The organism is Bacillus sp. FMQ74 (assembly GCF_001875785.1).
Taxonomy (GTDB): domain Bacteria; phylum Bacillota; class Bacilli; order Bacillales; family Bacillaceae; genus Bacillus; species Bacillus stercoris.
In genome coordinates this window covers 1-26,239 of sequence record NZ_MOEO01000020.1, presented here as the reverse complement: position 1 = coordinate 26,239, position 26,239 = coordinate 1, and the positions used below count along the sequence as shown (strand labels likewise).

The window sequence follows — 26,239 nt, the reverse complement described above, 5'->3', positions numbered from 1 at the left end:
CAAGAAAGCTTTGATAAAATATTTGTCTCAAAAGTTGATAATCGATTACGAAATGCAATAGCACATAGAAGTTACAACTATAATGTTGATACACAGAAGTTGAAATATTACCCTTCAGGTGATGTAAATAGAGGTACTGCTGAAAGTTTATACTTAACAGAGTTTATTCAAGAATGTTTTAAATTAATGAGGTCTTGTATAGGATTAGCCGAAATTGTTTATCAAACCCGTAAGTTTAGTTATATAAATAAAGGTATTGAGTTCAGACCTTTTAATCATTACTTTCCTTCATCTAAGAAAAAAAGAACTAATCCTAAAATAAAAACCACTCAAAATAAAAAGAAAAACAAAAAGAAACTAGCGAAAAAAAACCGGAAAATAAATAGAAAAAAATAATGGTGATTTATATCTTTTTGGTTTGTTTTTACGAAATGTCTGCCAGTTAAGAATAAATGGATATGACAGTGTAATTATATTAGGCGCTTTCCCAACAGGGAGGGCGCTTTTTATTTAGGGAATTCAACCAGGTGAAATCAAAAGAGCATCAGAAGTATCCAGTACAGAAAAGTCCAGAAAATAAGAAGGCTAAGCACCTTCTGATGGTGTATTTCCAATTTAAGGGGGAGTATTGTTCTGCTTATGCATCGGTTAATCGAGCAGACAAGTAAAAAGTTGAACAAATATTAATTGACATTGAAGGAGGATCAGAAATGCCGTCTAAGTCCTTAAGGATATGCGCCGCCACTGGGTGCCCCAGCCTCACCCGTGGTCGGTACTGTGATGCACACAAGACACAGCAACAAGAAGAAACAAAACATTACAACAAACATTCAAGAAACAAAACAATAACAAGTTTTTATAAATCAACAGATTGGAAACGAACAAGACAACTTGCTTTGATAAGAGACAATTATCTTTGTCAGCATTGTTTAAAAGATCATTGCTTCACTCCGGCGGACATGGTGCATCATATTGTGGAAGTAAAGGAAGATTGGGCGAAAAGATTAGACTTGGACAACCTTGTAAGCCTGTGTAACGCCTGTCACAACAAGGTTCACGGGAGTAAGGGCAAGTGAACCTCCCCCCCCTATCCAAATCTCTGGAAAGGAAACGTTTGGAGAACGGCGCCCCCTCTTCTGCAAACAAACACCGCTTTTCAAAGTTCCAGAAAAACAAAATACCCTCCCGGCGAAATTGCCGAGAGGGCTTGGTACGACTGGTTTTGTTGTTAATTCCATCGTATCACGATTGGTGAAAAAAACAAGTAAAAAATGCAATTTTTTTGATGTGAAATGAGGTGAGAACATGCCGAGGCCTGCAAAATCCGCGACGCTTCAATTGATACAGGGCAACCCAAATAAAAAGAATACGGAAGAGCTGGCCGCCCGGGCTGAGCACGAGAAGAAAATGAAAATGCGATCCGATAATATAAAACCGCCAACGTGGTTGGATAAGGTCGGGAAAAAAGAATTCAAACGGGTTGCTGCTCTATTAACAGAAGTTGAAATCATCACGGAAGCGGACATAAGCATGTTGGCTGCCTATTGTAATGCCTATTCGCAGTATGTATCAATTTCTAAAATTATTGAAGAAGACGGGATCATGGTCCATACGGAAGGAAAAGATGAAGACGGCAACCCAATAAAGCTTGTTGGTGAAGAGCATCCGTTATTAAAGCGGCAAAAGAATTATTTTGATCAAATGAAATCAGCAGCGAATGACTTTGGCCTTACACCGTCTGCTCGTGCAAAACTTGCTATTACTCGTACCCAGGAGGAGCGGGAAAAGACGGCTGCAGAGAAGGAGTTTAAAAACGTATGAAGACAATCAAACAATTTCTCATTGATTACTCGCGCGATGTGATATCGGGTGAGATTGTGGCGTGTGAAAAACACATTTGGGCCTGCGAGCGTTTTTTAAATGATGTGAGTCGGGAAGGCACAAGGGAGTTTCCTTATGTGTTTGATGATGAAAAAGCCCGCCGGTTTCTTTATTGGATGACCCAGTTTAAACATACGAAAGGACCTTTGCAGGGTGAAAATATTGTACCTGAACCTATACAGATTTTTATTTTCGGAAATGTGTACGGCTGGGTACACAAAGATACAGGATTCCGCCGTTTCAGAAAAGTATATTGGGGTGTTGCCCGAAAGAACACAAAAACACAAAGCCTTGCATGTGTAGGTTCCTATGAAGGTTTTGCAAATGATGAGTATATGTCAGAGGTTTATATAGGGGCGACAAAAGCAGAACAGGCAAAGATATGCTGGAATGAGATTAAGGCACAGATTATGCAAGCTGACCTTTTAAACAAGCCTGAGAAAAAATATCGGATTGCATATGGTAAAATTGAGCATCCAAAAACTCAATCTAAAATCGAGGCGCTTTCCAAGGATGCTGGCAAAACAGGGGATGGTTTCAACCCTCAATGTGGCATTATTGACGAATATCACGCACATAAAACATCTGAAGTTTATGATGTCCTTGCTTCGGGGATGGGGGCAAGAAATCAACCTTTGATGGTTATCATCACGACTGCCGGATTTGAATTGAACAATCCTGCCTACCGGGTGGAATATGATTACGTGTCTCGCATTTTGGACCCAAATAAAGTTGAACAAAATGAACAGTATTTTGTGATGATCAATGAACTGGATAAAGGCGATGACATCAAGGATGAGCGTAACTGGATAAAAGCTAATCCTATTGTAGCAGCGAATGAACATGGGCTTGAATATTTGCGTGGTGAACTCGAAGTCGCTCTTGCGGTTCCTGAAAAAATGCGGAATTTCCTTACTAAAAACATGAATATTTGGGTTAACATGCGGGAGAATGGCTATATGGATATGCAGGCATGGACAGACTGCGGGTCTGATCAACTTCCAGACTTGAAAAACCGAGAGTGTTATGTCGGCATCGATTTATCAAAAACGATTGATTTGACGGCAGCCTCTTTTATCTTTCCGTTAGATGACGGCAGTTTTGCTGTAGAAAGCCACGGATTTATGCCGGAGGACACATTCCATGAAAGAATGAAGACAGATAACGTCCCCTATGATCTGTGGAAGAAAAGGGGATGGTTAACGACAACAGATGGTGCCGTTGTTGATTATGACTATATCAGGGCATACATTAAGAAAATGGAGAAAGAAAACGGCTGGCGTATCAAGGAAATAGGCTATGATCCATATAACGCCACACAGTTTGCTCAGCAAATGGAAGCGGATGGATACACAATGGTTGAAATACGGCAGGGCATAGCCACGTTGTCTGAACCAACAAAAGATTTTAGAGCAAAAGTGAAGGCGAAAAAAGTCATTCATCCTAAAAATGATTTGTTAACATGGGCGATGGGTAATGCGGTAACAAAAATGGACGCCCAGGAGAATATCATGCTTGATAAATCCAAATCAACTCAGCGTATTGATCCGGCAGCAGCTTTAATTAATGCATATGTGCGCGCTTCTCAGATTAATAATGAAGTTGATTTAAATGCTTATATTCAGTCAGCTTCTTTCTCTTTCTAAAGGTGGTGTAAGAGTGAAGAAAATATTGAAGGGCTTTCTACTCTTTTTGAATGATTTTCTATTTATCATTGGAGCTGCTTTTGTTCTGACTGCTGCATATCGTTTGAACGCAAACATCGGTCTTATTCTGACGGGTGTCTTTTTTATGTTTTATGCTGCGCTTTTAAGCAAGAAAAGGGGTGATTAATTGTTTTTAGAAGGATTGTTTTCAAAAAGATCAAACGAATCTGCCCCCTGGAACCTTGCTGATCCACCAGAGTGGATAGTTGATATGTTTGGCGGTTCCAAAACGGCAAGCGGTGAGCGTGTAAGTGAAGCTACTGCACTGGTTCATCCTGATGTGTTTTCCTGTGTGAATGTCTTATCCGATGATATTGCTAAACTTTCGATTCATACATTCCGGAAGGTTAATGGAAATATCGAAAGCGGGATGGACCATCCAATTGCTTCATTACTTTATCTTAAACCGAATCAATACATGACAGCTTTCACTTGGAAGAAGCTCATGATGACTCATGTTTGTACCTGGGGCAATGGATATTCGTATTTAAAGCCTGATCAAAATGGTTTTATTACTGATTTGCTACCATTAAATCCGGCCAATACTCACCCCTATGTGGACCCGAATACAGGAATTTTGTGGTATGAAACCATCATTAATTCAAAAAGAGTGGAATTGTATGCTGATGAGGTTTTGCATTTCAAAGGTATGACTGAGGACGGGATTAACGGTAAAAGTCCAATAGGCGTTATAAGAGAGCAAGTCGGAGCTCAATCAGCTGCTACAAAATTTAACGCGAAGTTGTATAAGAATGATGCCACTCCCAGGGGCATTCTGAAAGTGCCTACCTTGTTAGAGGAAGGCGCGAAGGACCGAGCAAGGAGAGAATGGGACAGGGTAAATGCAGGGAGAAATATTGCCATTATTGATGCCGGGCTTGATTATCAATCAATTTCAATGCCATTGCAAGAGGCGCAATTTGTAGAATCAATGAAATTTAATAAGGCTCAGATTGCCTCTATTTTTAAAGTCCCTTTGCATAAGATCAATGAGCTCGATCGGGCGACGTTTAGCAATATCGAACACCAATCTATTGAATATGTAAAAAATACACTTCAGCCGTGGTTAGTATCGTTTGAACAAGAGTTCATTACTAAGCTGTTTACCGATGATGATATTAAAATGGGGTACTATACCAAATTTAATGTTAATAGCGAATTACGTGGTGATGCAAAATCAAGGGCTGAGTATTACGAAATTATGGAACGGATCAGCGGTTTGAATATTAATGAGATCCGAGCATTAGAAGAGAGAAATGCCATAGAAAATGGAGACCGTCATCTTGTTTCTCTAAATTACACGTTCTTAGATACGCTTGAGCAATATCAAATGAGTAAAGCAAAATCAGTTAAAGGGGGTGAAAACAAAAGTGAACAAGGAAGTACGTCATCTGACAACGAAAATTGAGTTACGCTCTGCTGGTGAAGGCGGAGAGAAAAGGCATTTTATTGAGGGATACGCTTTGAAATTCGAAAAATGGTCCGAGCCGTTGGGAGGATGGTTTAAAGAAATCATCAGCCGGAACGCCCTGGATTCTACAGACCTATCTAACGTAGTCGCTCTATTTAATCACCGTCAGGATTATCCCTTAGCGAGAAATACCGTTTCTGAGGATGTAGGGAGGCTGGAACTAGAAACAGATGCAATAGGTCTCAAATTCCGTTTTATCCCTACAGACACGTCGTATGCGAAGGATTTAATGGTGAATGTTAGAAGCGGAGTCGTTAATCAGTGTTCTTTTGCTTTTTCTTTGGATTATAGAAACGGAGAGCCAGATGAGTGGCAGCATAATGATGAAGAAGGAGTTTATGAACGGCGAATCAATGCTATAGATAGAATCTCTGACATATCGCTGGTCACAACACCTGCCTATAGCGATACAGAGGCCGTTGTTAGTGAACGAAGCTTGGCTAAGCTGGAGCAGTTAAAAGAAATGCGTGCTGCCCCAATTGAAAAATTAAAAATGGAGCTTGAACTTTTAGACCTGACAATTTAGGTCTATTTTTTATGTCCAAATTCAAGGAGGAAATACGAATGACAGTTGCTATGACGAAAAAAGAACGTGAATTGAGACAAAAATTCACACAGAAAAAACAAGAGGCATCCAATCTTTTAAATGAAGGGAAGTCCGAAGAAGCCCGCAGCATGCTTGATGAAGCCAAGGCGCTACAAAAACAAATCGAGCTTATGTCAGAAGAGCGTGGCTTGGAACTGCCGGCATTGGGTGAAGAACGAAACTTTGTACCAGAATTCGAACGAAAGCCCGATGAAGAACCCGAACAGCGCGATATTTTAACAGCTACAAAAGAGTACCGGGATGCTTGGTTTAAAGTGCTGACCGGACGTAGCCATGACCTTGGCGAAGAAGAAAGAAGCATGATGCAGCGTGTCCTAAAAGAAAATCGCTCTTTGTCTGCTGGAAGTGATAAAGACGGCGGATATACTGTTCCGGACGATATTTCAAAAGAGATTTTAAAATCAATCAAGGAATTAAACTCTGTTCGGAATCTGGTTCGCGTTGTACCAAAAACTGCCCCATCAGGGAGTTATACAGTCCGAAAAGGTGTGGCTGGAAAACTCTATAATACAGCCGAGAAAGAACAAATTAAAGAACTGAAAAACATGGAATTCGAACAAATCTGGTACAACGTCAAAAAGTTCGCCGGATTTATGCCTGTTTCTAGCGAGCTATTAAATGATTCATTTGTAAACTTTGTTCGTGAGATCGTGGACTGGCTCTCTGAATCTGCTGTAGTGACAGAAAATGATGAAGTCTTTTATGGAAAAGGCGGCGAAACAAATGTTGAGGGGATTATCACTAGTGAAAAATATAAAACTCTTAAAGCGCCTTCTGTAATTACGATTAAATTTCTACGTAAGGTTAAAAACCAGATTAAACGCGGATATCGTAAAAATGCAAAGTGGGTTATGAATACTGAAGCGTTTGAAACCCTGGCGAACATTGAAGATAAAAACGGCAGAGGAATCTTAGCTCAAGATCCTAGAGACGAAGACAGCTTCCTTTTGTTCGGACGACCGGTTGAGGTTTATGACGAAATTGTAACTGACGATAAGACACAAAAGACTCATATTCTTTTCGGTGATTTTGAACGTGCTTATTTCATGTTTGACCGTGAAAAATTTGAAATTAAATCAACTGACGTGGGAGGAGACGCATTCCTCACTGACCAAACATATTTCCGAGGTATTGAGCGTTTCGACGGGAAAGTTGTTGATCCAGAAGCTGCCGTCATCGTTACTGACCTTGTTGTTGGAGAAGGGGCACAAGTAGAAACACCATCGACTGAATCTGCGGACTTAGGTAAATAAAAAACGAAAGGATTGATTTAACATGGCAGATTTTCTAAATGAAAGTAATGGAGCAAAAACATCAGCAAGAGACAATGGATCAGGGGAACCAATTACTGATGTATCTATTGCGGATAACAGCGAGCAAAATCCTCTCTATGTTAAAGGCCTTCAAGGTGATCCCGGCCCTCAAGGTCCTAAGGGGGAAACCGGTCCGCAGGGACCAAAGGGAGACAAAGGAGACACTGGTCCTCAAGGTCCAAAAGGAGATGCTGGCCCACAAGGTGAGCCAGGTCCCCAAGGTCCAAAGGGTGACAAGGGCGATCCAGCTGTGATCGGAGAAAAATCTATTGTACATGAAATGCTGGGAGAAAAATCAGTCCGCAGCATTAACATTGGAACAGGCAGCGTTATGATGGATCACTTAAATAGTGAAGTGAAAAACGTATTAGATGGGCTACAAAAACAAATTGATGAGCTGAAACCAAACACTTCTGCAGAATGAAAGACAGGTGATGTCGAATGACAGAAGAAGAGAAAGTTGAATTAGAAAAGGCAAAAAAGTTCCTCCGGGTTGATGGTGACCTGGAGGATGATTTGATTTTAGACTTTATTGCATCAGCAAAAGAATACATTGCTTCGGCTACCGGTCTTACATTCCCGAATAAATCAGCCAGGGCGGCAATGTGTGTGAATGCATTCGTTGCTCACTGGTATGAAAACAGAGAAATTGCCGGGACAACTTCTAACTTGGACGGCGTGCTGACTACCATGATCAATCAGCTCAAATATACATTGCCGGAGGCTGCTCCTAATGTTGAATGACATGAGATACCGTATTCAATTTCAGAAAAAGAAGCCTGCTGGCCGCCTGCCTGTGGATGGAAAGGACAGCTGGCAAACGATAATTGAATGCTGGGCTAAAGCTGAAGGTTTAAAAGGCCGAGAGTATTATGCTGCAGCTGCCATCCAAAAGGAAAAGACAGTGGAATTTACAATTCGACATCGCGAAGACATAGACGAGCATATGCGAATCATCTTTCGTGAAAAAGCTTATGAAATCGAGTCGATCTTGCCTAACTATTCGCGCCGGCATTTCATTACAATTAAAGCAAATGTGGTGAGTTGATGAATTTTGAGCTGGAATTGAAGGGGTTTAAAGAACTGGAATCTACATTCGCAGACTTAGCCCGCAAGGACGAAAAAATCCATAAAGCAACCGTAAAAGCAGGAGGTGCTGTATTGGCGGAAGTAATCAATGATAATGCTCCGCGGTCAGCTATTGGGGGTAAGCACCCTCACATTGACGAGGACATTATTGTTGGAAACAGGATAAAGCGAGATGAAGACGGAGAAATATATGCCGTTGTCGGCCCCACAAAGGACACTAAATTCCGTGTTCACTTGCCGGAGTTTGGAACCATTCATCAGGCAGCAAATCCTTTTATTCGAAACAGCATGATTCAGGCGAATGATAAGATGCTTGATGCTATGGAAAAGGTCATAAAGGCGGGGTTTAAGCTATGAGTCTTTTAAACCTCATCGAAAGATCAATGCAATTAAAGGACAAGATATTTGAAGCGCTGGAAACCCATCCGGCGCTTTTATTATTGATTGATCCTGCAAATATTTATGAACTGGCCGTACCAGAAGGGCTTGAAAGTTCTCCTCCTTACATTGTGGTTCAGGAGATAGACTACAGAACAACTAAATGGGCTGATGGGAAGCCGATACAAGACAGTGCCGTTTATCAGATTGATGTGTACCACAATAGTTCATGCGACCCTATTTTGGCCCCTATTGTGGACGTAATGAGCGGCCTGGATTTTCAGACAACGGTCCCTATCAATGAATTTTTACAAAAAGAACGTCTTATTCGAAAAGGATATCGGTTCGAAGCAAATATTTTATTATAATTGGAGGTTTTAAGATGCCTGAATACAGTTCAGTGACAGGTTTGAAGAATGTGAAATTCGCGCCATTAAAAAAGGCGGGTAAATTTTATGTTCCTACAGAAATTCTTGACTATGAATTTGCAATCAATATGAAAGTTGAAACAGAAACATCCACAGAAAAACAATATGCGGATGACAAACTTGTCGATCTTGCAGTTTCAACTGGTTCAACTAAATTAGACATTGAAATGCGGGATCTGCCAATGGAGATTCTCTCTAAATTACTTGGAATTGAACAAGATGAAAACGGATTGTACTTGTTTAAGAAAAATATCATTCCTCCTTGGGTTGCGATGACGTTTCAAGGACCTAAAGCAAACGGCAAGTCTCGTCATGTGGGCTTGGTAAAAGGGAGATTCTCTTTGCCGGGTGATGAATGGAAAACAAAACAAGATAAAACGGATTTCCAAACGATCAAACTTTCAGCCGAATTCGTAGATAGAGAGCAGGACGATGTGTTCAAAATCGTTGCGGATGAAGATGGAGAAAAATTCGATATAGATCACTTTTATAAGGCAGTTTTTGGGGACGCCTATCAAAATAAACAAGACACAGAAGAAAATCTAAGTGCTGATCTTGGGAAATAAAAGGGGGAAGCTGAAAAGCTTCTCTTTATTTAGTTAAAATCTATTTAACCAAAAGGAGGAGTCATTATGGCTCAGAAACATATTTCTATCAAATTGTGGTTTGAAGACGAAAAAAAGTTTAAAACTTTTATTGCACCGCGAACAAATACAAAGACACTACTTGAAGCGCTGAGATTAAATGCTGAAGCGGAAAAAACATCAGATAATCTTGAAAAGAGCATCAAAACATTGGAGAAACAAATCCAGTTTATTGTGAAAATATTCCGTGACCAATTCACTTATGACGAGTTCACCGAAGGGCTACAATCATTTGAAGTGACAAAAGAAGTCAGCCGAATTCTCTCAGAGGTAGCTGGATACAAAGAAATTGAGGAAGTGGATCAAGATTTTTTGCAGGAGAAGACGGAGAAGAATACACCTACGAACAAGGAATCCAGCAAATAAATGAAATTTATTCCACACTTCTTGAACAAGGATGGAAAATGACTGAAATAGATAACATGGATATTTACCATTACTTAGAGGTTTTGGCTAATAAGAATAAGCCGAAAATTAAGACGGTAACAATTGATCAAATTTTTTAGACAGGTACTCACTTGTCTTTTTTTATTGAGTTTATGCCAGGAAAGCGGGGTGTTTACATATGGCTCAACCAATAGGAAATATGGTTGTTAAAGTAGGTCTTGACGATACAGGTTTTAATCGAGGTATTGAAGGCCTAAAAAGGCAAATGCGCCTGGCAAACTCAGAAATGAAGGCGGCCGGCGGTATTTATAAAAATACCGGTAACCAAACGAAACTCCTTCAGTCGCAAATGGAAGGCCTAAACAATAAATATAAGATTCAAGGCCGTTTAGTTCAAGAACACCGTCAGAGATATGATGAATTGGCCCGTCAAAAAGGAAAGGACAACCGCGAGACACAAATCCAAGCTCGGCGCTTAAATGATGCAATAGCTGTTCATCAAAATTTAGGAAGAGAACTGCAGCAAGTCAGCAAAGAATATGAAACCTTGTCAGGAAACACGAGCCGGGCTGCTAGTGTTTTTTCTGTCTTTAAAAAGGATTCTCAAGAAGTATCAAAAGAATTAAAGGCTGTCTATGATTCTGCGACTGAAACAGGGAAGGCGCTGACAGCTATCGGGGCGGTTGGAGCACTTGGCATTGGGGCGACTGTAAAGGCTGCCGCCAGTTTTGAAAAGGAAATGAGCCGGGTTGCAGCGTTAGCAAATGCGACAGATGACCAAATGGCCGCACTTACTGAAACTGCCCGCCATCTTGGCGCCGTAACACAATACACTGATGGGCAAGTAGCCGAAGGGATGCAGTATTTAGCCATGGCTGGCTATAAGACCAATCAAATCATCGGCGCAATGCCTGGGTTATTGGCAACTGCAGCAGCCGGACAGACTGATCTAGGTGTCACAGCTGATATTGTTTCAGACATCCTAACTGAGTTCCATATCAAAGCAGAAGATACAAACCGCGTTGCTGACGTTATGGCCTATACGTTTACCAATTCGAACGCTAGGCTTGAGGAAATTGGGCAGACCATGAAATATGCAGCTCCGGCAGCAAAAACCGCGGGCGTGAGCATGGAAGAATTGGCCGCGGCAACCGGGATCATGGCGAACAGCGGGATTAAAGCTGATATGGCCGGAACAGCTTTGCGATCAACATTAACTCGTTTGGCTGCGCCTCCAAAGCCAGCAGCATCGGCAATCGAAGAGCTGGGGCTTAAAGTAACGGATTCAACTGGGAAAATGCGTCCGTTAGCGGATATCATAGGGCAAATCAACGAGAAAACCAAAGACTATACGGAGACAGAACAAATCAGGATTGCCAAACAGCTTGCGGGACAGCATGCTCTATCAGGCTTCATTACTTTAATGCACGCTGGAAAGGATAAACTCCAAGACTTCACAAAAGAATTGGAAAACAGCGGCGGCACAGCTGAGAAAATCGCTGATAAGCAAATGGACAACCTGGCCGGTTCATTTGAATATCTAAAGTCGGCCACAAATAACGCTGTTATTACACTTGGAAATCAATTTATCCCAGTGATACGTGCTACAACAGACGTCATTACAAGTGCTGTGACATGGTTTGATTCGTTGCCTTCTTCAGTGGCGAGCACAATTGCCATTACAGGTGCAGCGGTCACTGTGTTCTCGCTCTTGGGCGGGGCTTTCCTGCTGACATTAGGTTCTATTCCTAAAATGGCTGCGGGTTGGAATATGCTTCGCACAGCTGGGGCTTATTTAACCGGAAATGTGAACCGTGCTTCTACGAGTTTAACCGTTTATTCAGCTGAGGCGATTGCGGCCGGCTCAGCTTCAAGAACAGCAGCAGCGGGCATGACTGCCACATCAACAGCTGCGGCAGTAGCATCCACAAGGATGGATCGATTCCATCAAACCTCTGCACTTGCCACAACCAGGGTAGGACGGCTTGAACAAACGACAACCAGAAGCGCAAGAGCGATGAGTGGCCTTAGTGGCGTTTCCCGTGTAGCAGGCCTTGGCTTGAGCTTGTTTGGCGGACCAGTTGGAACGATCGCCGGATTAATCCTTTCTTTTGCTCCTGAACTGCTCAAGTTCGGTTCAGGGATCATCAAAGCTGGAGTAAATGCAGTAAAAGGCGCTGGCGGGTTTATGCAGCTTGCAAAAAGTGGATTTGGCCTTTTTAACATTCTAAAAAAAGGTGCCGGGATTGTTGGTCTTTTGCGCGGTGGACTTAGTTTACATGGGGGACCGATCGGAATAGCGGTTACTGGTGTCACCCTTTTAGCTGATGCGGGATTTAAGTATTATGACAACTTGAAAAAAAGGGTGCTGCCGGCAACAATCGACTTTGGCGATAAGGTGTCTGAATCTACTTCAAAAGCGATTAATGCTTATGAAGATATGAACACCAAAGTCAGTGCCAAGCTGAATTATTACTATTTAACCAACAAAAAGATCACGAAAAAAATCGCTGATAACATGTCCAGTGAGTATGAAAAGATGGGCCAAACCATTCTTGATGGCTATCAAAAGAGCACTGATAAATCTTTGAAAGTGTTAAGTGATTTTTACGCTTCTAATAAAGAAATGTCAGAGAAAGAGAAGACAGAAACATTACAGAATATCAAAGACAACAATAAGGACAAGCATAAAGAAATATCCGGGTATACCAAGCGCATCAAAAAGATTTGGGAAAATGCTGCTAAAGATCACCGAGATATTACAGATGGCGAACGTAAGGAAATAGAACAGATTATAAAGAAAATGAATAGCCATGTTGAATCTGCTCTTACTAAGAGTAAAGAAGAGCAGACAATTATCGCTGGAAAACTAAAAGACAACAAAACCCAACTTTCTGCAAAAGAAGCAGCTGCCACAGTTAAAAACAGCAAAAAAGCAAAAGACAATGTGGTCAAGAATGCTGAAAAGCAATATAAAGAAGTGGTGAAAAACGCTGATCTAGAGTATTACGTCAAGGGTTCTATCACTAAAAAACAGCATGATGATACAGTTAGCTCTGCGAAGAGCGAAAAAGATCAGGTTGTGAAACAGGCTGAAAAAACTCATAAAGGCGTGGTAAGTGAAGCGAAACTGCAGGCTGCTGGGCATTTAGAAGAAGTAGATTGGGAGACAGGGGAAGTGCTCGGGAAATGGGATACTTTTCTTGTTGATCTAGCAGGAGTAGTTAATAAAATTACCGGCGGGATCAATACTGTTCTTGAGTTCATGCACATTCCTACCATTCCTGAATGGAAGCCTAAAGGATACAGCGGCAATTCTGAAATGCAGATAGCGCCAGGCAGAGCCTATGCAAAAGGGACAGACTTTCACCCAGGCGGAAGGGCATTAGTCGGTGAAGAAGGTTTTGAACTTGCTCATACACCAGGCATCGGAACTTATGTGGTTGGAATGGGCGGCCCGCAGGTTTGGGATTTACCGCGTGGTACATCGGTTCTCCCACATAGTCAGTCAAAAGAAGTCATGGCAACCGGTCTACCTGGTTATGCAGGCGGTGTCGGGAACTTCTTCAAAGACGCCCTTAATGGCTCCAAGAAGCTTGTGAAAGGAGCCATTTCAGCAGGGAAAGGCGTTGTCAATAAAGCGAAAGATGTTGCCTCGGGTGCTATGGAAATGATCCTGAACGGTCCTGAAAAAATGATTAAAAACTTGTTTAAAGGCTTTATCCCTTTTAAGTCAGGTAAAGGTGTGGACTCACTAGGAACTGGTATCCTCCAAACATTAAAAAATGGAGCTGGTCAGTTTTTAAAAAGCATTCTTCCGGATGCCGGGCTTTTCACAGCAGATGCATATAAGGGAGCGACAGGTTCTGTCCAGGTTCAAAAATGGGTAGCGGAAGCTGTTGGTATTGCTGGTGTACCATTCTCATGGGTTCCTGGCCTGATCACCATTGCAATGAAAGAGTCTGGCGGAAATCCCAATGCAATAAACCTTACTGACTCAAATGCAAGAGCCGGTCATCCTTCTCGTGGGCTGATGCAGACTATCCCGAGTACATTTTCATCAAATGCATTTCCTGGACACAATAACATTCTTAATCCGGTTGATAATATACTGGCTGCAATCAATTACATTAAAGGTCGCTATGGGGATATATCCAATCACCCTGGATTGAAGTCAATGGCTCGCGGCGGCCCGTATGTGGGGTATGCAAAAGGAGGGACTTCACCAGGGCGCGGCGGCTCTAAATGGGCAATTCTAAACGAACGGGGCTTTGATGAAACCACGATTACAACAGACCCGACGTATCGAGAACGCAACATCGGTTTATGGGCACGAGTAGGACGTGAGCTCGGTGTTCTTCCGTCACTTCAACAAGGCATGATTTCAAAGGCCCTTGTACTGCTTCAAAAAGCTTCAATGGCTAAAGCCGAGGCAGAGCCGCAAACCAATGTGAATGTTGACATGAGCCGCGTGGTTGAGAATCAAGAGAAGCAAATCAGCATGATGAGTCAGCAAATAGATGCTCTCCAGCAAAACATTCAACTTTTGCAACAGCTTGTTTTGAAAGACAATCACACGTATATAGACGGGACAAGACTGGATCAAACCAGCGCAGACCGATATAACAAAAAACGTTATAGAAACGGGGGTAAGCCTGCATGGTAAAACTGTTTATTGACTTTAATAATGGACTAGGGGAGCAGAGCCTTGACAGCTTACTCCCTCAATTTGAAGTATTAAGCTTTTTACCAGAAGCTCCAAATATTAATCGGGAAACAATAACGATCCCTCGGCGGCACGGGCTTATTTTGCCGCAGCATCCACGTGATGTGACTTACGGTGAAAGAAAAATAGATGTTGAGATTTATTTAAATGCGCTCAAGCATGAGAATTTTTATATGTATCGGCATCAGCTATATGCCCTATTGGTTAAGCCGTTTCCTTATTACATTTCTTCTGATCTCTGGCCGAATCGCCGTTTTCTCGTTACATGTGATGGGAATTTCAGCATCCAAAAAGAGAAGGAGAAAACCTATAACGATTTCTCTGTTGAGTTCACTAATATTACAGGGATGGCGGAATCAACTTTTACAACAAAAGATAAGCAGTATTTCACTAGAGCAAAGCGGACTTTTGGTATGAACATCCCGCCTAATGATCAATTGAACTATTCTTTTAAGAATCAGAAACGTTTCTCTGTGTTTAATCCCGGCGATGTGCAGATAAATCCACTGGATCATGATTACAATGTCCTGTTAAATGCTGCAGGTAAAAATGTAACATTGATCAATCATACTAATGACGAAAAGCTTACGATTGAACAGGAACTAAAGAAAAGTCAGCAGGTTTCTTTTCTCAAACAATATACAATCATTAATAACACGCCGATTAAAACATCTGGCCGGCTGCCGAGTCTTGAAATAGGATGGAATGAGTTTGAAGTTCAGAACACAAGTGACTTCACCATCCAATTCGATACTCGGCTTTATTATTTGTAAGAGGTGGTGGTTTTTTGGCTAAAGAAGATTTCATTAAACAAATAGCCGCCGACGCTCAAAGAGTTTATAAAAACCATCAAATTCTTGCTTCGTTAATCATTGCCCAGGGCTGTCTTGAGAGTGCATGGGGAACAAGTGAACTTGCAACAAAAGGACACAACCTATTCGGCATGAAAGGCGAGTATAAGGGACAATATGTCACAATGATGACATGGGAAGTCATTAACGGTGAAAATGTTCAGGTTCCGGCAAAGTTTCGAAAATATCCCTCTTGGAAAGAATCGATTGACGACTTAGCTAACCTGTATCTCAATGGTGTAAGCTGGGATAAAAATCATTACAGGGCGGTTGTCGGAGAGACAGATTATCAAAAAGCTACAGCTGCGCTCGTAAAAGCTGGATATGCAACTGATCCAAATTATGCAACAAAGCTCAATAGCATTATTTTCACGTATAAATTAACCAAATACGATACAACTGAGGGGCTGCCCGACAATCCGGATGAACCTAGTAATCCTGATCCGATCGTAGACCTGCCGAGCAAAGAGTATGACGGAAAAGATATTACGCTAAATCAGAGTCTCCCTAAAGATGTATATTTACCAAAGCTGCATGTGGCGAGTCAGGACGATTCACAAGCTATTGAAGTCATCGGAGCTGATCCGGAAATATTAGACGATACGACAGGCAAAAAGGATATTGAATTTACGATTACACGGACAGCTGATAATGGTACAGAATATGATTTGCTTGTGAATGACAATATTCTTTATCTTGATGAGAAAAAATTTAATCATCAAAAGTATTTCATCACAGATATTGAAATTAACCAGGAAGGGACGCTTTCGAAAAAAGTAACAGCAAGCCACGTCTACGTTGTGACACTAAACAATCACTATGTGGAAGATACGATCAGTGGGACGTTTACCGTCAGGAAGATGCTTGATTTTGTTTTTAAAGGCACAAAATTAAGGTACATCTTTATGGACAAAGAAAGTGAGTTCTCTAGCGTTGAACAAGAGAATTTCGGTGACAGATTCGGAAATGATCTGATGGATGAAATTGTGGAAGACTATGGCTTAGAATTAGATGTCGATAATTATAAAGTCTACGTGTATAAGAAAATGGGCAAACGAATAAATCATACACTTGATACTCGATATAATATGCCTGGTATCACAATCAAAACCTCTACTCAAGGGTGTTCCACAAGAGCGAGGGGTTTTGGTGCAATTAAAGAAAACAGCAGCACAGACAGCAAAAAAACGGAGTATGTTTTTGAACCGGTATTGTACAAGCATCCTGACGAAGATAAATTTTTGATTGATGGTATGCCAAGATGGGCGGAACCATTGCGGGATGAAAAATATAAAAAGAAGTCCAGTATGTTAGCCGCGTTGAAAAAGTACGTCAATCCATATCCACAGACGGAAATAGAAGTAGATTATGAATACATCTACGAGCCTAAGCTTTTAAAGATACAAGAGGATTTCTGGAAGGGTGACACACTGCATATTTTGGCTGACACATCATTTGGCGTGACATACGAAGATGATGTCCGTCTTTTGGCCATTCAATATAAACCGCTGAATCCCTACGCAAAGCCGACACTGACATTTGCCAATTTCCGAAAAGATATCCAAGACATTCGGATGGAGCAAGAGAAGAGATTGAAAGATCAAAAGCGATATATGCAAAAACTAAGAATGATGATATGAGCACTCTTACTAGGGTGCTTTTTGTTTTGTTCTTGAAAGGAGAGTGATCTCATGGCGATCAGATTAATAAAAGATTATGATTCTACAAAAGACTCACTGTATCTTGCCCAGCAGCGGGATGACTTGGAAAGCATTGAAAATGAATTAAATGGACTATCCAATTCCATTGCTAATCATAAATCGGCTGTGACTGCTCATACGTCTTCCCAGGTGGCCCATGGCAGTGGGCTGACAGTTTACGAGGAAATTGAAATAGCGAAAGCACGGCTCCGCAACATTGTGTTAGAAGCGGATGGGACCAATATAAAAGAAACCATAGATGCTCGTGTAGATAAAAGAGGGAAAGTCTATCCGTCTTTGCGTGATCACCTTGTCGCAAACGAAACTGATCTCGAAAACTTGGATTCAATGATTCAGAAGGAATTGTCTTTTGACTTTACAACCGTTCCGCCGGTTTATCATACAAACTTGAATTTAGCAGATAAAACGGTGCTGCAGTGTTTTGTCATTGATGAATTGACTGGCGATATCTACGCCACACAAGTTGCCAGCGGCAACCAAGATAAAAGTGAAAGTTTCACCATTACCCGGATGAATCAAAACGGGGTAATGCTGGACAGCATGACACTCATTCACGGCGGTCACGGTACCACAATTGGATTGGAACGGGAAAACGGGAAAGTGTATATCTGGTCCAACTATAATGTTGTCGATTCAAACGGAAACACTGTTGGCAACGATCTTGTGCGATTTCCTTATACAGCAGGGGCCACACTGAATGGCGGCAGCGGAGGCATTAAACGCTATAACAAATTCAACGATTATTATACGATCCCTGTGATTGATAGAGAAAATGGCTTTATTGCGTTCCGAATCAGATTAGAAGACGATAATAGTCTGGTAGAGCTCAGGAAATTAAATGATGTAAAAAACGGCGTAAATAAAGTGCTTGGGAAGGTAATTATTCCAAATGACTTGTTTTATCTCCAAGGTTTCACAATAGATGGCTACGATTTGTACTGGTACACCGGGGACACCAATAACAAAACGTATCCATGTGAAATCACGCAATTTAGCTTTAAGGATGGAAACTTGAAAAAGCGTATCTCCTGTAATTTTGGCTATGGGCCAGATGGCAAATACGAAGATGGTTTCCGAGAGCCTGAGTCAATCTTTTTATACAAGGACCCGAAGACAGGGAAGAAATCACTCTTCGCAGGTGTGGCAACGGGAGCGGTCGGAAAAAGACTTGCAAAGGTATACGCCTACCATTCAAAAGAGAATGCAGCCAAATTTGGTATTGATTTAGCCCAAGGGTATCAAGGGTATAAACTCACCCAAAACAATGGCTATTCAAAGCGGCTTCCGGACGGCCTAAAGTCCTTAAAAGAATTCAGGCAACCCGGTTTTTACTATATGCTGACAACAGAAACAAAGACGCTTTCGGATCATCCGGACAGTGGTAACGCCGGATGGTGGTTAAACATTGCGCCAGCAGATCGCGCCGGCTCAGTCATTCAAACGTTAACCAGGAACGCAACAGCGCGGCCAATTAAAATTTTAACCCGAGTTGTTACAAATACAGGTAATGTAGGCGATTGGTCAGAGATTTCAGCGAGTGGAAAGCTGCCCTGGGCAGACTTGCCTTTAAAGAATGGTGCAAAGAATCCTGACAGCAACTATCGTCTACAATTTGCAGTACAGGGAGGATTTCTTTTTGTAAGGGGCCGAGTTACCATTCCACAAAAAGACGGCGTTGATTTTGCAACATTGCCTGCCAGTGCCCGCCCTAAAAAGAATACCTATAAAAGCTGCCCTGTAGCCGGAACAACAGGAGATAGAAAGATTGTTTTTCGATCAAATGGAAATATCTCTGCTCTCGGGCTATTTGCAAAAAGCGCGTCGAATGCAACATACACCTATATTGATGAAATCATCAAGCTGGATTAAAAAGGGGTGTCTCATATGGAATATGAACAAATGTGGGCTTATCAATATGATGAAAACTATATTTATGATTGCCCGGTTGAAATTCAATACATCGAAGATGATGACGGAAACGTAAAGCGTGTTGTTCCGGAAAATGCAACCGAGATCAGTCCGGGTGACTTGGTGCAGGCCAAATGGACGGGAACAGAGTGGGTAGAAAGCGCATCGGCTGAATACATCGAGGCTCTTGAGACAGCTGATTCAGATGATGAAAGCGACGGGGCAAAGGCGCTGAAAGCTGTTGCGGATATACTTGAAACAATGGTAAGGGGTGATGCGGTATGAGCAGCCCTTTTTATAATGCCATCAAGACGTGTTATCTATCAGGATATTGGGACGGCAAGGAGGAGCTTCTTTCTATGGCTGTCGATCAAGGCAAGATAACAGAAGAGGAAATGAATGAGATCAAAAGGCTCCGGCAGGCTGACAAAGGATCTCCTTCTATAGAAGAGTAAAGGAGGGACACTATGCCGTATAAAGATGAATCGCTTAGCTTTACGATCAATGGCCGGCGCAAAAGTCCGGTACAAACAAACATCCAATATACAACTCAAGACAAAGGGACAGCAAAATTGTCTTTCCAGCTTATGAAAGACGGGGTTCCCCTTCCGTTATCCGCGGCAGTGGTGAAGCTCGTCCTTTTAATGTCTGACGGCAGCCGATTTGTTCGAAATATTGAAATCACTGATAAATTGAACGGCCGGCTGACGTATGTTCTATCTGATGAAGAAATCAGACACGTTGGGACCGTTCAAGCTGAGCTTGATGTCTCATACACAAATCAGCAAGCAATGTCGATTCATCAGTTTTCTTTTGAGATTAAGAAAGCACTGATTGACACTGCTATCCTGCCGAGTGTGGAGTACTATATAGATGATTTTGAGTCCTTAAAAAATAAGATCAACGAGCTTTATAACGAAACCATCCAGACGGTTGAAGAGCTGCGGAAAAAATTTGAGGACTTAGAGAACATTGAAACCAAAGACGGGGCACAGAAAAAGGCTGATGCTGTTCAGGTTAATTTAGATACCCATATAAATAACAAGTCCAACCCTCATGGTGTAACAAAAACTCAGGTAGGCTTGGGGAACGTGGACAACGTGCAGCAAGCAACAAAAGCAGAATTCAACACACACAACAACGATTCTACACGCCATATTACGTCCACTGAGCGCTCAAACTGGAATGCTAAGGAAACGACGACGGGAGCACAAAACAAGGCAGATACTGCCGAAAAAAACGCAAAAACGTATACTGATCAACACATTAATAATAAAAGCAATCCCCATGGGGTGACAAAAGGTCAAGTCGGGCTTGGGAATGTTACCAATGACAAACAGGCAACCAAAACAGAATTTGATACGCATGTAAAAGATGCGACTGTCCATATATCTGCAGCAGAACGTACAAAATGGAACGGTGCTCAGCTTTTCAAAATCACAAATGATGTTGGAGGGGTCTTGGTTTCAATCGCTGATACAGACGATTTTCTGGACAGAATTGTGAAAGCGGGCAAGACGTTCGGGACATTTTATTCAACAGGAAAGCCGACAAATGCACCTTCCACATTATCGACAAGAGGTTTTTTCCACTTCACATCCATTGATAGTAACGGTAACGGCACTTTCGGCTATGTCGTGGCTATGGATTATAAGAATAATATGTATTCAAACTATGTTGACGGCAATTTAGGCTGGTCAGGTTGGAAGCGACTTCTCACTGAAAATGATACCGACAGTGTACCGTGGTTAAATGCGACCTACAAAAACGGTGCAAAGACAGGAGAAAGGCAACTTCAATATAAAAAACAGGCTGGTGCCCTTCATCTTACTGGTCACATTGTAACTGATCGTGAAGTGGTTTGCGCATCTATTCCAAGTAGTTTTGCACCGTCAAAGGGCGCAGTGAAAATGGTGGGAGTTAGCGGGACAACAGGAATGGCCAAACTGATTGTTTTCTCATCAGGAGACATTAAGCTCACAGGACTTATATCAAATGAAACAAACAGCGTGACTGGATACTACATTGATGAAGTTATCCCATTAAACTAAAGGAGGGAGTATATTGATTCAAATATACCCATACGACTCAGAAGGTTTTTTCCTTGGTCAGCCGGAGACTCTGAATCCTGATCCTGTGACGGGACAGTATAAAATCCCAGAAAACGCAACAAGCATCCCTCCTGTGAAAGATGGACAAGGTATGTGGCGCCCTTGGTTTGACAGTGAAAAACAGGAGTGGTTTGAAAAAGCAGATCAAAAATATAAAGATAGCTTGAAGGGTCCGGCTGATCCTCCATCTGCTGTAGATCAACTAAAGGCGCAAAGTGCAGCCACAATGGTGCAACTGGCCGAAGCTCAAAATTTAATAGAGTCTCAAGCTAAAATGATTGCGGACTTGTTTTTGATGCTGGCTGAAGGAGGGGAAGCGTGATGGATTGGTTTACAAATATCCAAACTATTTATGGATGGGGGAGACAGTATTACACAAATGCTGATGTCGCCCGTTTTGTTGTGTTGAAGAGAATCACAGAAGACCAATATAAACAAATCACCGGCCTGACCTATCCAGCCACAGAGCCGGTTGTCATAGATTTAGGAAGTTAACCAACACCCAGAAGGTGTTTTTATTTTGCCTCTAAGGAGGTGATAACAAGAAATGGAGGAGACAACGGTGTTTATTAATTTTGAAACCTTGGATTTAGCGAGAGTTTATCTGTTTGGGGGTGTGAAATATCTTGATTTAATGCTGGTGCTAAACATCATTGATATCCTTACCGGTGTGGTGAAAGCGTGGAAGTTTAAGGAGCTCCGCAGCCGTAGCGCATGGTTCGGTTATGTGCGTAAGATGCTCAGTTTTCTGGTGGTCATCGTGGCAAACATCATAGATACAATTCTCAATCTGAACGGGGTCCTGACATTTGGAACCGTTCTTTTTTATATCGCCAATGAGGGGCTTTCCATTACGGAGAACTTGGCACAGATCGGCGTGAAGATTCCGGCTGCCATTACTGATCGGCTTCACGTAATCGAAAACGACAACGAACAAACGAATGAAAAAGACGAACAAGCTGCTGGATAAAACCGGCGGCTTTTCTATATCAAAAATAAAGGAGAGAACACTTATGACAATCTCAGTGAAAAAGAATCTTGTATCAGAAGCTAAATACGCTTTGAAATGTCCGAACTTTATGGACGCTGAATACATTACCATCCACAATACAGCGAATGATGCGTCAGCTGCTAACGAGATCAGCTATATGATCGGGAATACAAGCTCGACAAGCTTTCACTTTGCAGTCGATGACAAAGAGGTGCGGCAGGGCATCCCTACAAATCGTAACGCATGGCACACAGGGGACGGCACAAACGGCACCGGGAACCGTAAGTCTATTGGCGTTGAAATCTGTTACAGTAAGTCAGGAGGCCCTAAATATAAGGCGGCAGAAAAACTGGCAATCAAATTTGTGGCGCAGCTGCTCAAAGAGCGCGGTTGGGGTATTGATCGTGTGCGCAAGCATCAAGATTGGAACGGCAAGTATTGCCCGCACCGTATTTTGTCGGAGGGCAGATGGGATGAGGTTAAGGCTGCCATTGAAAAAGAATTGAAGGCTCTGGGCGGGAAAACAACTTCAACATCTGCGCCTAAAGCTGGGGGCACTTACACAGTCAAAAAAGGCGATACTCTTTCCGCAATTGCAAAAGAGCATAGGGTAAGTGTGGCAAACCTTCAGAGCTGGAATAACATTAAGGACCCGAATAAAATCACAGTTGGCCAAAAGTTAAAGCTCACAGGCTCAAGCACTTCGAGCCCTAAACCAAGTAGCAAAAAAACGTCATATGCGCTGCCTTCTGGTGTCATTAGAGTAACAAGCCCTATGCGAAAAGGAGATGATGTAAGGCAGATTCAAAAAGCTCTTGCTGCTCTTTATTTCTACCCGGACAAAGGGGCGAAAAATAACGGCATTGACGGCGTGTATGGACCGAAAACAGCAAATGCAGTAAAAAGGTTCCAATCCATATATGGATTGGTTGCTGACGGCATTTATGGGCCTAAGACTAAAGCGAAAATTGAAGCGAAATTGTAGTAATAAAAAAGCCTCTCACATAGTGAGGGGCTCTACATTGCAAACCTTCTGACTTAATCGTCCCAATCTTCATCTTCTTCCCAGTTTTCTTTCATCTCAAGAAGTCTTTCATAAAAGAACTTTATAAAATGTGCCGAATCAAGTTCTTTATAGCCACCAAATTCACTCCAAATAACAACTGGACATTCTCCTTCACTGTTCATTTTATTGGTATCTAAGCAATATCCAAAAAAATCAACATGTTCTACAACTACTAAACCACTTGGCAATTCCCTATACTCACGATATTCCCTGGTTGTTTCAACAACTGAAGCACCACCAAAGTCATAGCCTAATAAATCGATTCCATAAACTCCACCAGAACCATAGTTTCTAAGAAACCACTTGTAGCTATCTGGAAGTGTAACTTGAAGATCTTGTTCGATTTTTAAAATTTTATCTTCATTAATTCCACCTGTGAAATCTTTTTCCTTTGCATTTTCAGCTAAGAATTCTTTTACTTTCAAATAAAAATCCATGGTTTATAACCCCTTATTCTTTCTCATATTGTTTTGCTCTCCACTTCCAATACCTTGTCTTAAAGTTATTGTATTGTTTCTCCAGGTAAACATCATTTCTAAAGCTTTCGCCATTACCTTTTAGGCCATGTATCACATCACTATACTTTGTATGTAAACTGTTAGGTATCTCAAGCAATGTTCCACTTTCTTCTTGTATGAGGTGATGTAAGTTAATCTGTGTTCCGTCTTTAGCATAAGGAGATTTACCATCCTTCATTAATTCAAGATTGGTTTTTCCTCTTGGAGTTTTTTGATTAATATCAATGTCCTTTAAGGTATAGACTCTCCGGCTTACATCTCTAACTTCACCTTTAACCTTTACTTTGCCGTCTATTTCAACAGCACTGTACTTTTCTTTATTTAACCAAGGGAGATTTATTTCCTTACCTGTAAATGGTTTTCTTGTTTCATCTAATTTTTTAGCAAGCTGAAGCAGCCTGTCTTTTGCACTCACATCGTTGATGACATTATACGGCATGCCGCCTGCTGCAACAACATCTTCTCGCATGACAAACGGTTTGATTGCTGTTAGTGGATCAGGAGTTTCATCCAGTTTTTTAGACACTTTTTTAACTGCTGCTTTTCCGGCTGTTTTCACTCCAATTTTAGCAACTGAACCAGCACCTTTTAAAGCAAAGATGTTTACTGCTGCACATGTAATCCAGTGAGCCGTTGATTCTGCGTCTCCATTCTTTACATCTCTAACATAAGAGGTTATTATTGCATCTTTTATTGAGTTAAACGTGGAATCATAGTGATAAACTGCAACTGCAGAATTAATAAACATGTCGACAGGGTGATTGTGTGCCATATAGTCTAATGTTTCAGCTGTCATATCATAAAGGGCGGTAACAGTACCTTTGGCTCCAGCCATTAGTTCCCGTGTGTTTTCAATCTGTGTGAAATATCTTTGTTGATCTGCTGTTAGATTTTCATACCCAATTGTTTTGGCCATTGAATAAAATTCATCGGCATCCGCATAATCATAATTCTTCAGTCTTTCTTTCAGTTTTTCAATCTCTCGTTCTTTTTCTTCCTTCTTCTTAATCGTCAAATAAGCTTCAGTATGTTTTTCAATATCGCCTTTTTTCTTATGTATGTCACTGTCACGGTACGCCTTGGCGTTGTAGTGAATGGGCGTAGCGTTTTTGCCTTTGCCTGTGGATTCCTCAAGCTTTTGGAAGTCCTTCTTGATGAATTGCTCGTTTGGCTCTGACTGGGCATATTCAGAAACAAGCGCTTCGTCTACGCTGTCTACTTTATTGATTGCTTTTTTGCGTTGGTTCTCCGCATCGGCGAGTTCGTCTTTAAAGGTTTCTGTCGAGAACAAATCAAGCGGAAGAATATCGTCGATATCATGTAAGATATCTTTCATCGCTTTCTTTTGTTCAGACATGATAGATTTTGATTTTGTGTAGGCGTTAGCTAGCTCGTGTTCTAAGAAGGATTCTTCTATATATGCATCGGATAAGCTGGCGTCCTCTAAAGTGCCTGAAATGCTCGTCAAGAAAGCAATTTTCATATCAAGTAAGTCAATCCAATTGTCAGCTACACCTGCGTGGTCTTGATAAAATGCTTTAATGTTGTCGGCGCCTTTGCCGGAAAACTCACTGTCATCTAAATCAGCTACAGCTTTAAAAGCCTTTTTTAGATTGACCATTTGACTTCTTAATTCTTTGTATTCCTTTGCGCGTCTATCTGCTTCTGAAAGCAGTGATTTGGCTTCAAATACTTTCATGATCATATCCTTTCGTTTGAATAGCTCCAACAAGATTTTACCATGGGAAAATGAAGAAATAGACAGCTGTGTGATTCAAAAGTGCGAAATGAATCATTTGATCTATATCAATTTTCCTATTTGGCTTATTTGTTCGGGAGTTGCTAACGCCGTCAGACGATTCCAGCTGATGCACGGGCTTTCTGCAGATGGAATTTATGACCCGAAAACGAAAGTGAAACTTGAAAGAGTTGGTTAAATAAAATCAAACAGGCCCTTCATTGAGAAGGGCTTGCTTTTTTATATAACAGGCTGTGATCAAAAGAACCAAGGGTCTCATTACGAGGGAAATCGCCTGGATTTTTCATCCAGTGAAGTCCTTCGTTTGCAATTTCTTTTACAGAATCAAAAAAAGTTCTAGAGTCAAAGAATACGATAGTTTTATTTGACTTTCTAAAAAGTTTTTTTATGCGATGTTTTATATCATCAGCAGTATCGCTATCAGTGGGATAAACTCCATATGCAATGTATTCAAGTTTTTCCGATTGATTAAGTGCTCCTAATAAGTGACCATCATATTGTTCATTAAGGTCTTGTCCAAAAATTGTAAGACCTTTTTTGATTCCATAAAGTCTAAATAAACATGTTAAAAAATAAAGGTTTGAATTTATTTGCGCTTCTTTTTTTTCGGTAGAACCCTCAGAAACGTACAAAGGGAAATTTTTATTTTCAAACTGTTCTGTAACACTCTCTAATAAATTATTT

Annotated in this window: 28 protein-coding genes and 2 pseudogenes; 27 read left to right on the top strand and 3 right to left on the bottom strand. The window is 41.4% G+C overall.

All coding sequences use genetic code 11. The features are described 5' to 3' along the window. From BLL41_RS21440 to BLL41_RS21320, 26 genes and pseudogenes are all read left to right on the top strand, one after another. A pseudogene (locus BLL41_RS21440) lies at window positions 1-396 on the top strand (metal-binding protein); the annotation flags it as partial. 314 nt (window positions 397-710) lie between these two features. Next, on the top strand, window positions 711-1,076 hold the full coding sequence (locus BLL41_RS21435; RefSeq protein ID WP_071579354.1) for an HNH endonuclease: 366 nt from the start codon (window positions 711-713) through the stop codon (window positions 1,074-1,076). Window positions 1,077-1,305: 229 nt separating this feature from the next. Further along, window positions 1,306-1,821, top strand: a complete 516-nt coding sequence (locus tag BLL41_RS21425) for a phage terminase small subunit P27 family (RefSeq protein WP_038427692.1) — start codon at window positions 1,306-1,308, stop codon at window positions 1,819-1,821. Continuing rightward, complete coding sequence (locus BLL41_RS21420) at window positions 1,818-3,527, top strand: terminase large subunit (protein WP_071579353.1); 1,710 nt, start codon at window positions 1,818-1,820, stop codon at window positions 3,525-3,527. The genes BLL41_RS21425 and BLL41_RS21420 overlap by 4 nt, the downstream gene beginning before the upstream one ends. Before the next feature lie 13 nt (window positions 3,528-3,540). Further along, window positions 3,541-3,714 carry a hypothetical protein gene (locus tag BLL41_RS22860; protein WP_177230648.1) on the top strand — a complete coding sequence of 58 codons (174 nt, stop codon included), beginning with the start codon at window positions 3,541-3,543 and terminating at the stop codon, window positions 3,712-3,714. After that, window positions 3,715-4,995 (top strand): phage portal protein, encoded by a 1,281-nt coding sequence (locus tag BLL41_RS21415; RefSeq protein ID WP_071579352.1) that lies wholly within the window; start codon window positions 3,715-3,717, stop codon window positions 4,993-4,995. Continuing rightward, window positions 4,958-5,584: an HK97 family phage prohead protease gene (locus BLL41_RS21410; protein WP_071579351.1), complete on the top strand. Its 627-nt coding sequence runs from the start codon at window positions 4,958-4,960 to the stop codon at window positions 5,582-5,584. Before BLL41_RS21415 ends, BLL41_RS21410 begins: the two co-directional genes overlap by 38 nt. A 38-nt stretch (window positions 5,585-5,622) precedes the next feature. Next, a complete protein-coding gene (locus BLL41_RS21405; RefSeq protein ID WP_071579350.1) occupies window positions 5,623-6,918 on the top strand; it encodes a phage major capsid protein in 1,296 nt (431 codons plus the stop codon). A gap of 22 nt (window positions 6,919-6,940) precedes the next feature. After that, a complete protein-coding gene (locus tag BLL41_RS21400) occupies window positions 6,941-7,402 on the top strand; it encodes a collagen-like protein (RefSeq protein ID WP_071579349.1) in 462 nt (153 codons plus the stop codon). Window positions 7,403-7,419: 17 nt separating this feature from the next. Further along, on the top strand, window positions 7,420-7,722 hold the full coding sequence (locus BLL41_RS21395) for a head-tail connector protein (protein WP_019846973.1): 303 nt from the start codon (window positions 7,420-7,422) through the stop codon (window positions 7,720-7,722). After that, the gene (locus BLL41_RS21390; protein ID WP_071579348.1) at window positions 7,712-8,026 is read left to right on the top strand and encodes a phage head closure protein; all 315 of its coding nucleotides are present in this window, start codon (window positions 7,712-7,714) and stop codon (window positions 8,024-8,026) included. The genes BLL41_RS21395 and BLL41_RS21390 overlap by 11 nt, the downstream gene beginning before the upstream one ends. Then, entirely contained in the window at window positions 8,026-8,424 is a 399-nt protein-coding gene (locus BLL41_RS21385) for an HK97-gp10 family putative phage morphogenesis protein (RefSeq protein ID WP_071579347.1), read from the top strand. Before BLL41_RS21390 ends, BLL41_RS21385 begins: the two co-directional genes overlap by 1 nt. Next, the gene (gp17, locus tag BLL41_RS21380; RefSeq protein ID WP_071579346.1) at window positions 8,421-8,813 is read left to right on the top strand and encodes a tail completion protein gp17; all 393 of its coding nucleotides are present in this window, start codon (window positions 8,421-8,423) and stop codon (window positions 8,811-8,813) included. The genes BLL41_RS21385 and gp17 overlap by 4 nt, the downstream gene beginning before the upstream one ends. A 14-nt stretch (window positions 8,814-8,827) precedes the next feature. Then, complete coding sequence (locus BLL41_RS21375; RefSeq protein ID WP_071579345.1) at window positions 8,828-9,439, top strand: major tail protein; 612 nt, start codon at window positions 8,828-8,830, stop codon at window positions 9,437-9,439. 66 nt (window positions 9,440-9,505) lie between these two features. Beyond that, window positions 9,506-9,883, top strand: a complete 378-nt coding sequence (gene gpG / locus BLL41_RS21370) for a phage tail assembly chaperone G (protein ID WP_071579344.1) — start codon at window positions 9,506-9,508, stop codon at window positions 9,881-9,883. A 199-nt stretch (window positions 9,884-10,082) separates the two neighbouring features. Further along, the gene (locus BLL41_RS21365) at window positions 10,083-14,570 is read left to right on the top strand and encodes a phage tail tape measure protein (protein WP_071579343.1); all 4,488 of its coding nucleotides are present in this window, start codon (window positions 10,083-10,085) and stop codon (window positions 14,568-14,570) included. Next, window positions 14,564-15,403, top strand: coding sequence for a phage tail family protein (locus BLL41_RS21360; RefSeq protein ID WP_046160652.1), 840 nt, complete (start codon window positions 14,564-14,566; stop codon window positions 15,401-15,403). Before BLL41_RS21365 ends, BLL41_RS21360 begins: the two co-directional genes overlap by 7 nt. 14 nt (window positions 15,404-15,417) lie before the next feature. After that, window positions 15,418-17,121: a phage tail spike protein gene (locus BLL41_RS21355; RefSeq protein ID WP_071579342.1), complete on the top strand. Its 1,704-nt coding sequence runs from the start codon at window positions 15,418-15,420 to the stop codon at window positions 17,119-17,121. Between the two features lie 51 nt (window positions 17,122-17,172). Beyond that, window positions 17,173-19,071, top strand: coding sequence for a phage baseplate protein (locus tag BLL41_RS21350; protein WP_071579341.1), 1,899 nt, complete (start codon window positions 17,173-17,175; stop codon window positions 19,069-19,071). Between the two features lie 15 nt (window positions 19,072-19,086). Continuing rightward, entirely contained in the window at window positions 19,087-19,395 is a 309-nt protein-coding gene (locus BLL41_RS21345; protein ID WP_071579340.1) for a hypothetical protein, read from the top strand. Next, window positions 19,392-19,565: a hypothetical protein gene (locus BLL41_RS22855; protein ID WP_164906782.1), complete on the top strand. Its 174-nt coding sequence runs from the start codon at window positions 19,392-19,394 to the stop codon at window positions 19,563-19,565. Before BLL41_RS21345 ends, BLL41_RS22855 begins: the two co-directional genes overlap by 4 nt. Before the next feature lie 12 nt (window positions 19,566-19,577). Beyond that, window positions 19,578-21,161, top strand: a complete 1,584-nt coding sequence (locus tag BLL41_RS21340; protein ID WP_071579339.1) for a phage baseplate upper protein — start codon at window positions 19,578-19,580, stop codon at window positions 21,159-21,161. A gap of 13 nt (window positions 21,162-21,174) precedes the next feature. Further along, complete coding sequence (locus BLL41_RS21335) at window positions 21,175-21,543, top strand: hypothetical protein (RefSeq protein WP_071579338.1); 369 nt, start codon at window positions 21,175-21,177, stop codon at window positions 21,541-21,543. Next, window positions 21,543-21,716, top strand: coding sequence for an XkdX family protein (locus tag BLL41_RS21330; RefSeq protein WP_071579337.1), 174 nt, complete (start codon window positions 21,543-21,545; stop codon window positions 21,714-21,716). The genes BLL41_RS21335 and BLL41_RS21330 overlap by 1 nt, the downstream gene beginning before the upstream one ends. A gap of 52 nt (window positions 21,717-21,768) precedes the next feature. Further along, window positions 21,769-22,191, top strand: coding sequence for a phage holin family protein (locus tag BLL41_RS21325; protein WP_041056416.1), 423 nt, complete (start codon window positions 21,769-21,771; stop codon window positions 22,189-22,191). Window positions 22,192-22,234: 43 nt separating this feature from the next. Further along, window positions 22,235-23,197, top strand: coding sequence for an N-acetylmuramoyl-L-alanine amidase (locus BLL41_RS21320; protein WP_071579336.1), 963 nt, complete (start codon window positions 22,235-22,237; stop codon window positions 23,195-23,197). A 53-nt stretch (window positions 23,198-23,250) separates the two neighbouring features. Here the strand turns inward: BLL41_RS21320 and BLL41_RS21315 are convergent, their stop codons facing one another. Beyond that, window positions 23,251-23,715 (bottom strand): SMI1/KNR4 family protein, encoded by a 465-nt coding sequence (locus BLL41_RS21315; RefSeq protein ID WP_071579335.1) that lies wholly within the window; start codon window positions 23,713-23,715, stop codon window positions 23,251-23,253. A gap of 13 nt (window positions 23,716-23,728) precedes the next feature. Next, complete coding sequence (locus BLL41_RS21310; protein WP_071579334.1) at window positions 23,729-25,495, bottom strand: T7SS effector LXG polymorphic toxin; 1,767 nt, start codon at window positions 25,493-25,495, stop codon at window positions 23,729-23,731. Window positions 25,496-25,637: 142 nt separating this feature from the next. On the opposite strand from BLL41_RS21310, the pseudogene BLL41_RS23185 reads away from it, so the two are divergent. Further along, window positions 25,638-25,733, top strand: a pseudogene (locus BLL41_RS23185) (peptidoglycan-binding domain-containing protein); the annotation flags it as partial. 19 nt (window positions 25,734-25,752) lie between these two features. Here the strand turns inward: BLL41_RS23185 and BLL41_RS21300 are convergent. Further along, window positions 25,753-26,239: DUF4917 family protein (locus BLL41_RS21300; RefSeq protein ID WP_141770220.1), on the bottom strand; the 487-nt coding region annotated here is incomplete at its 5' end.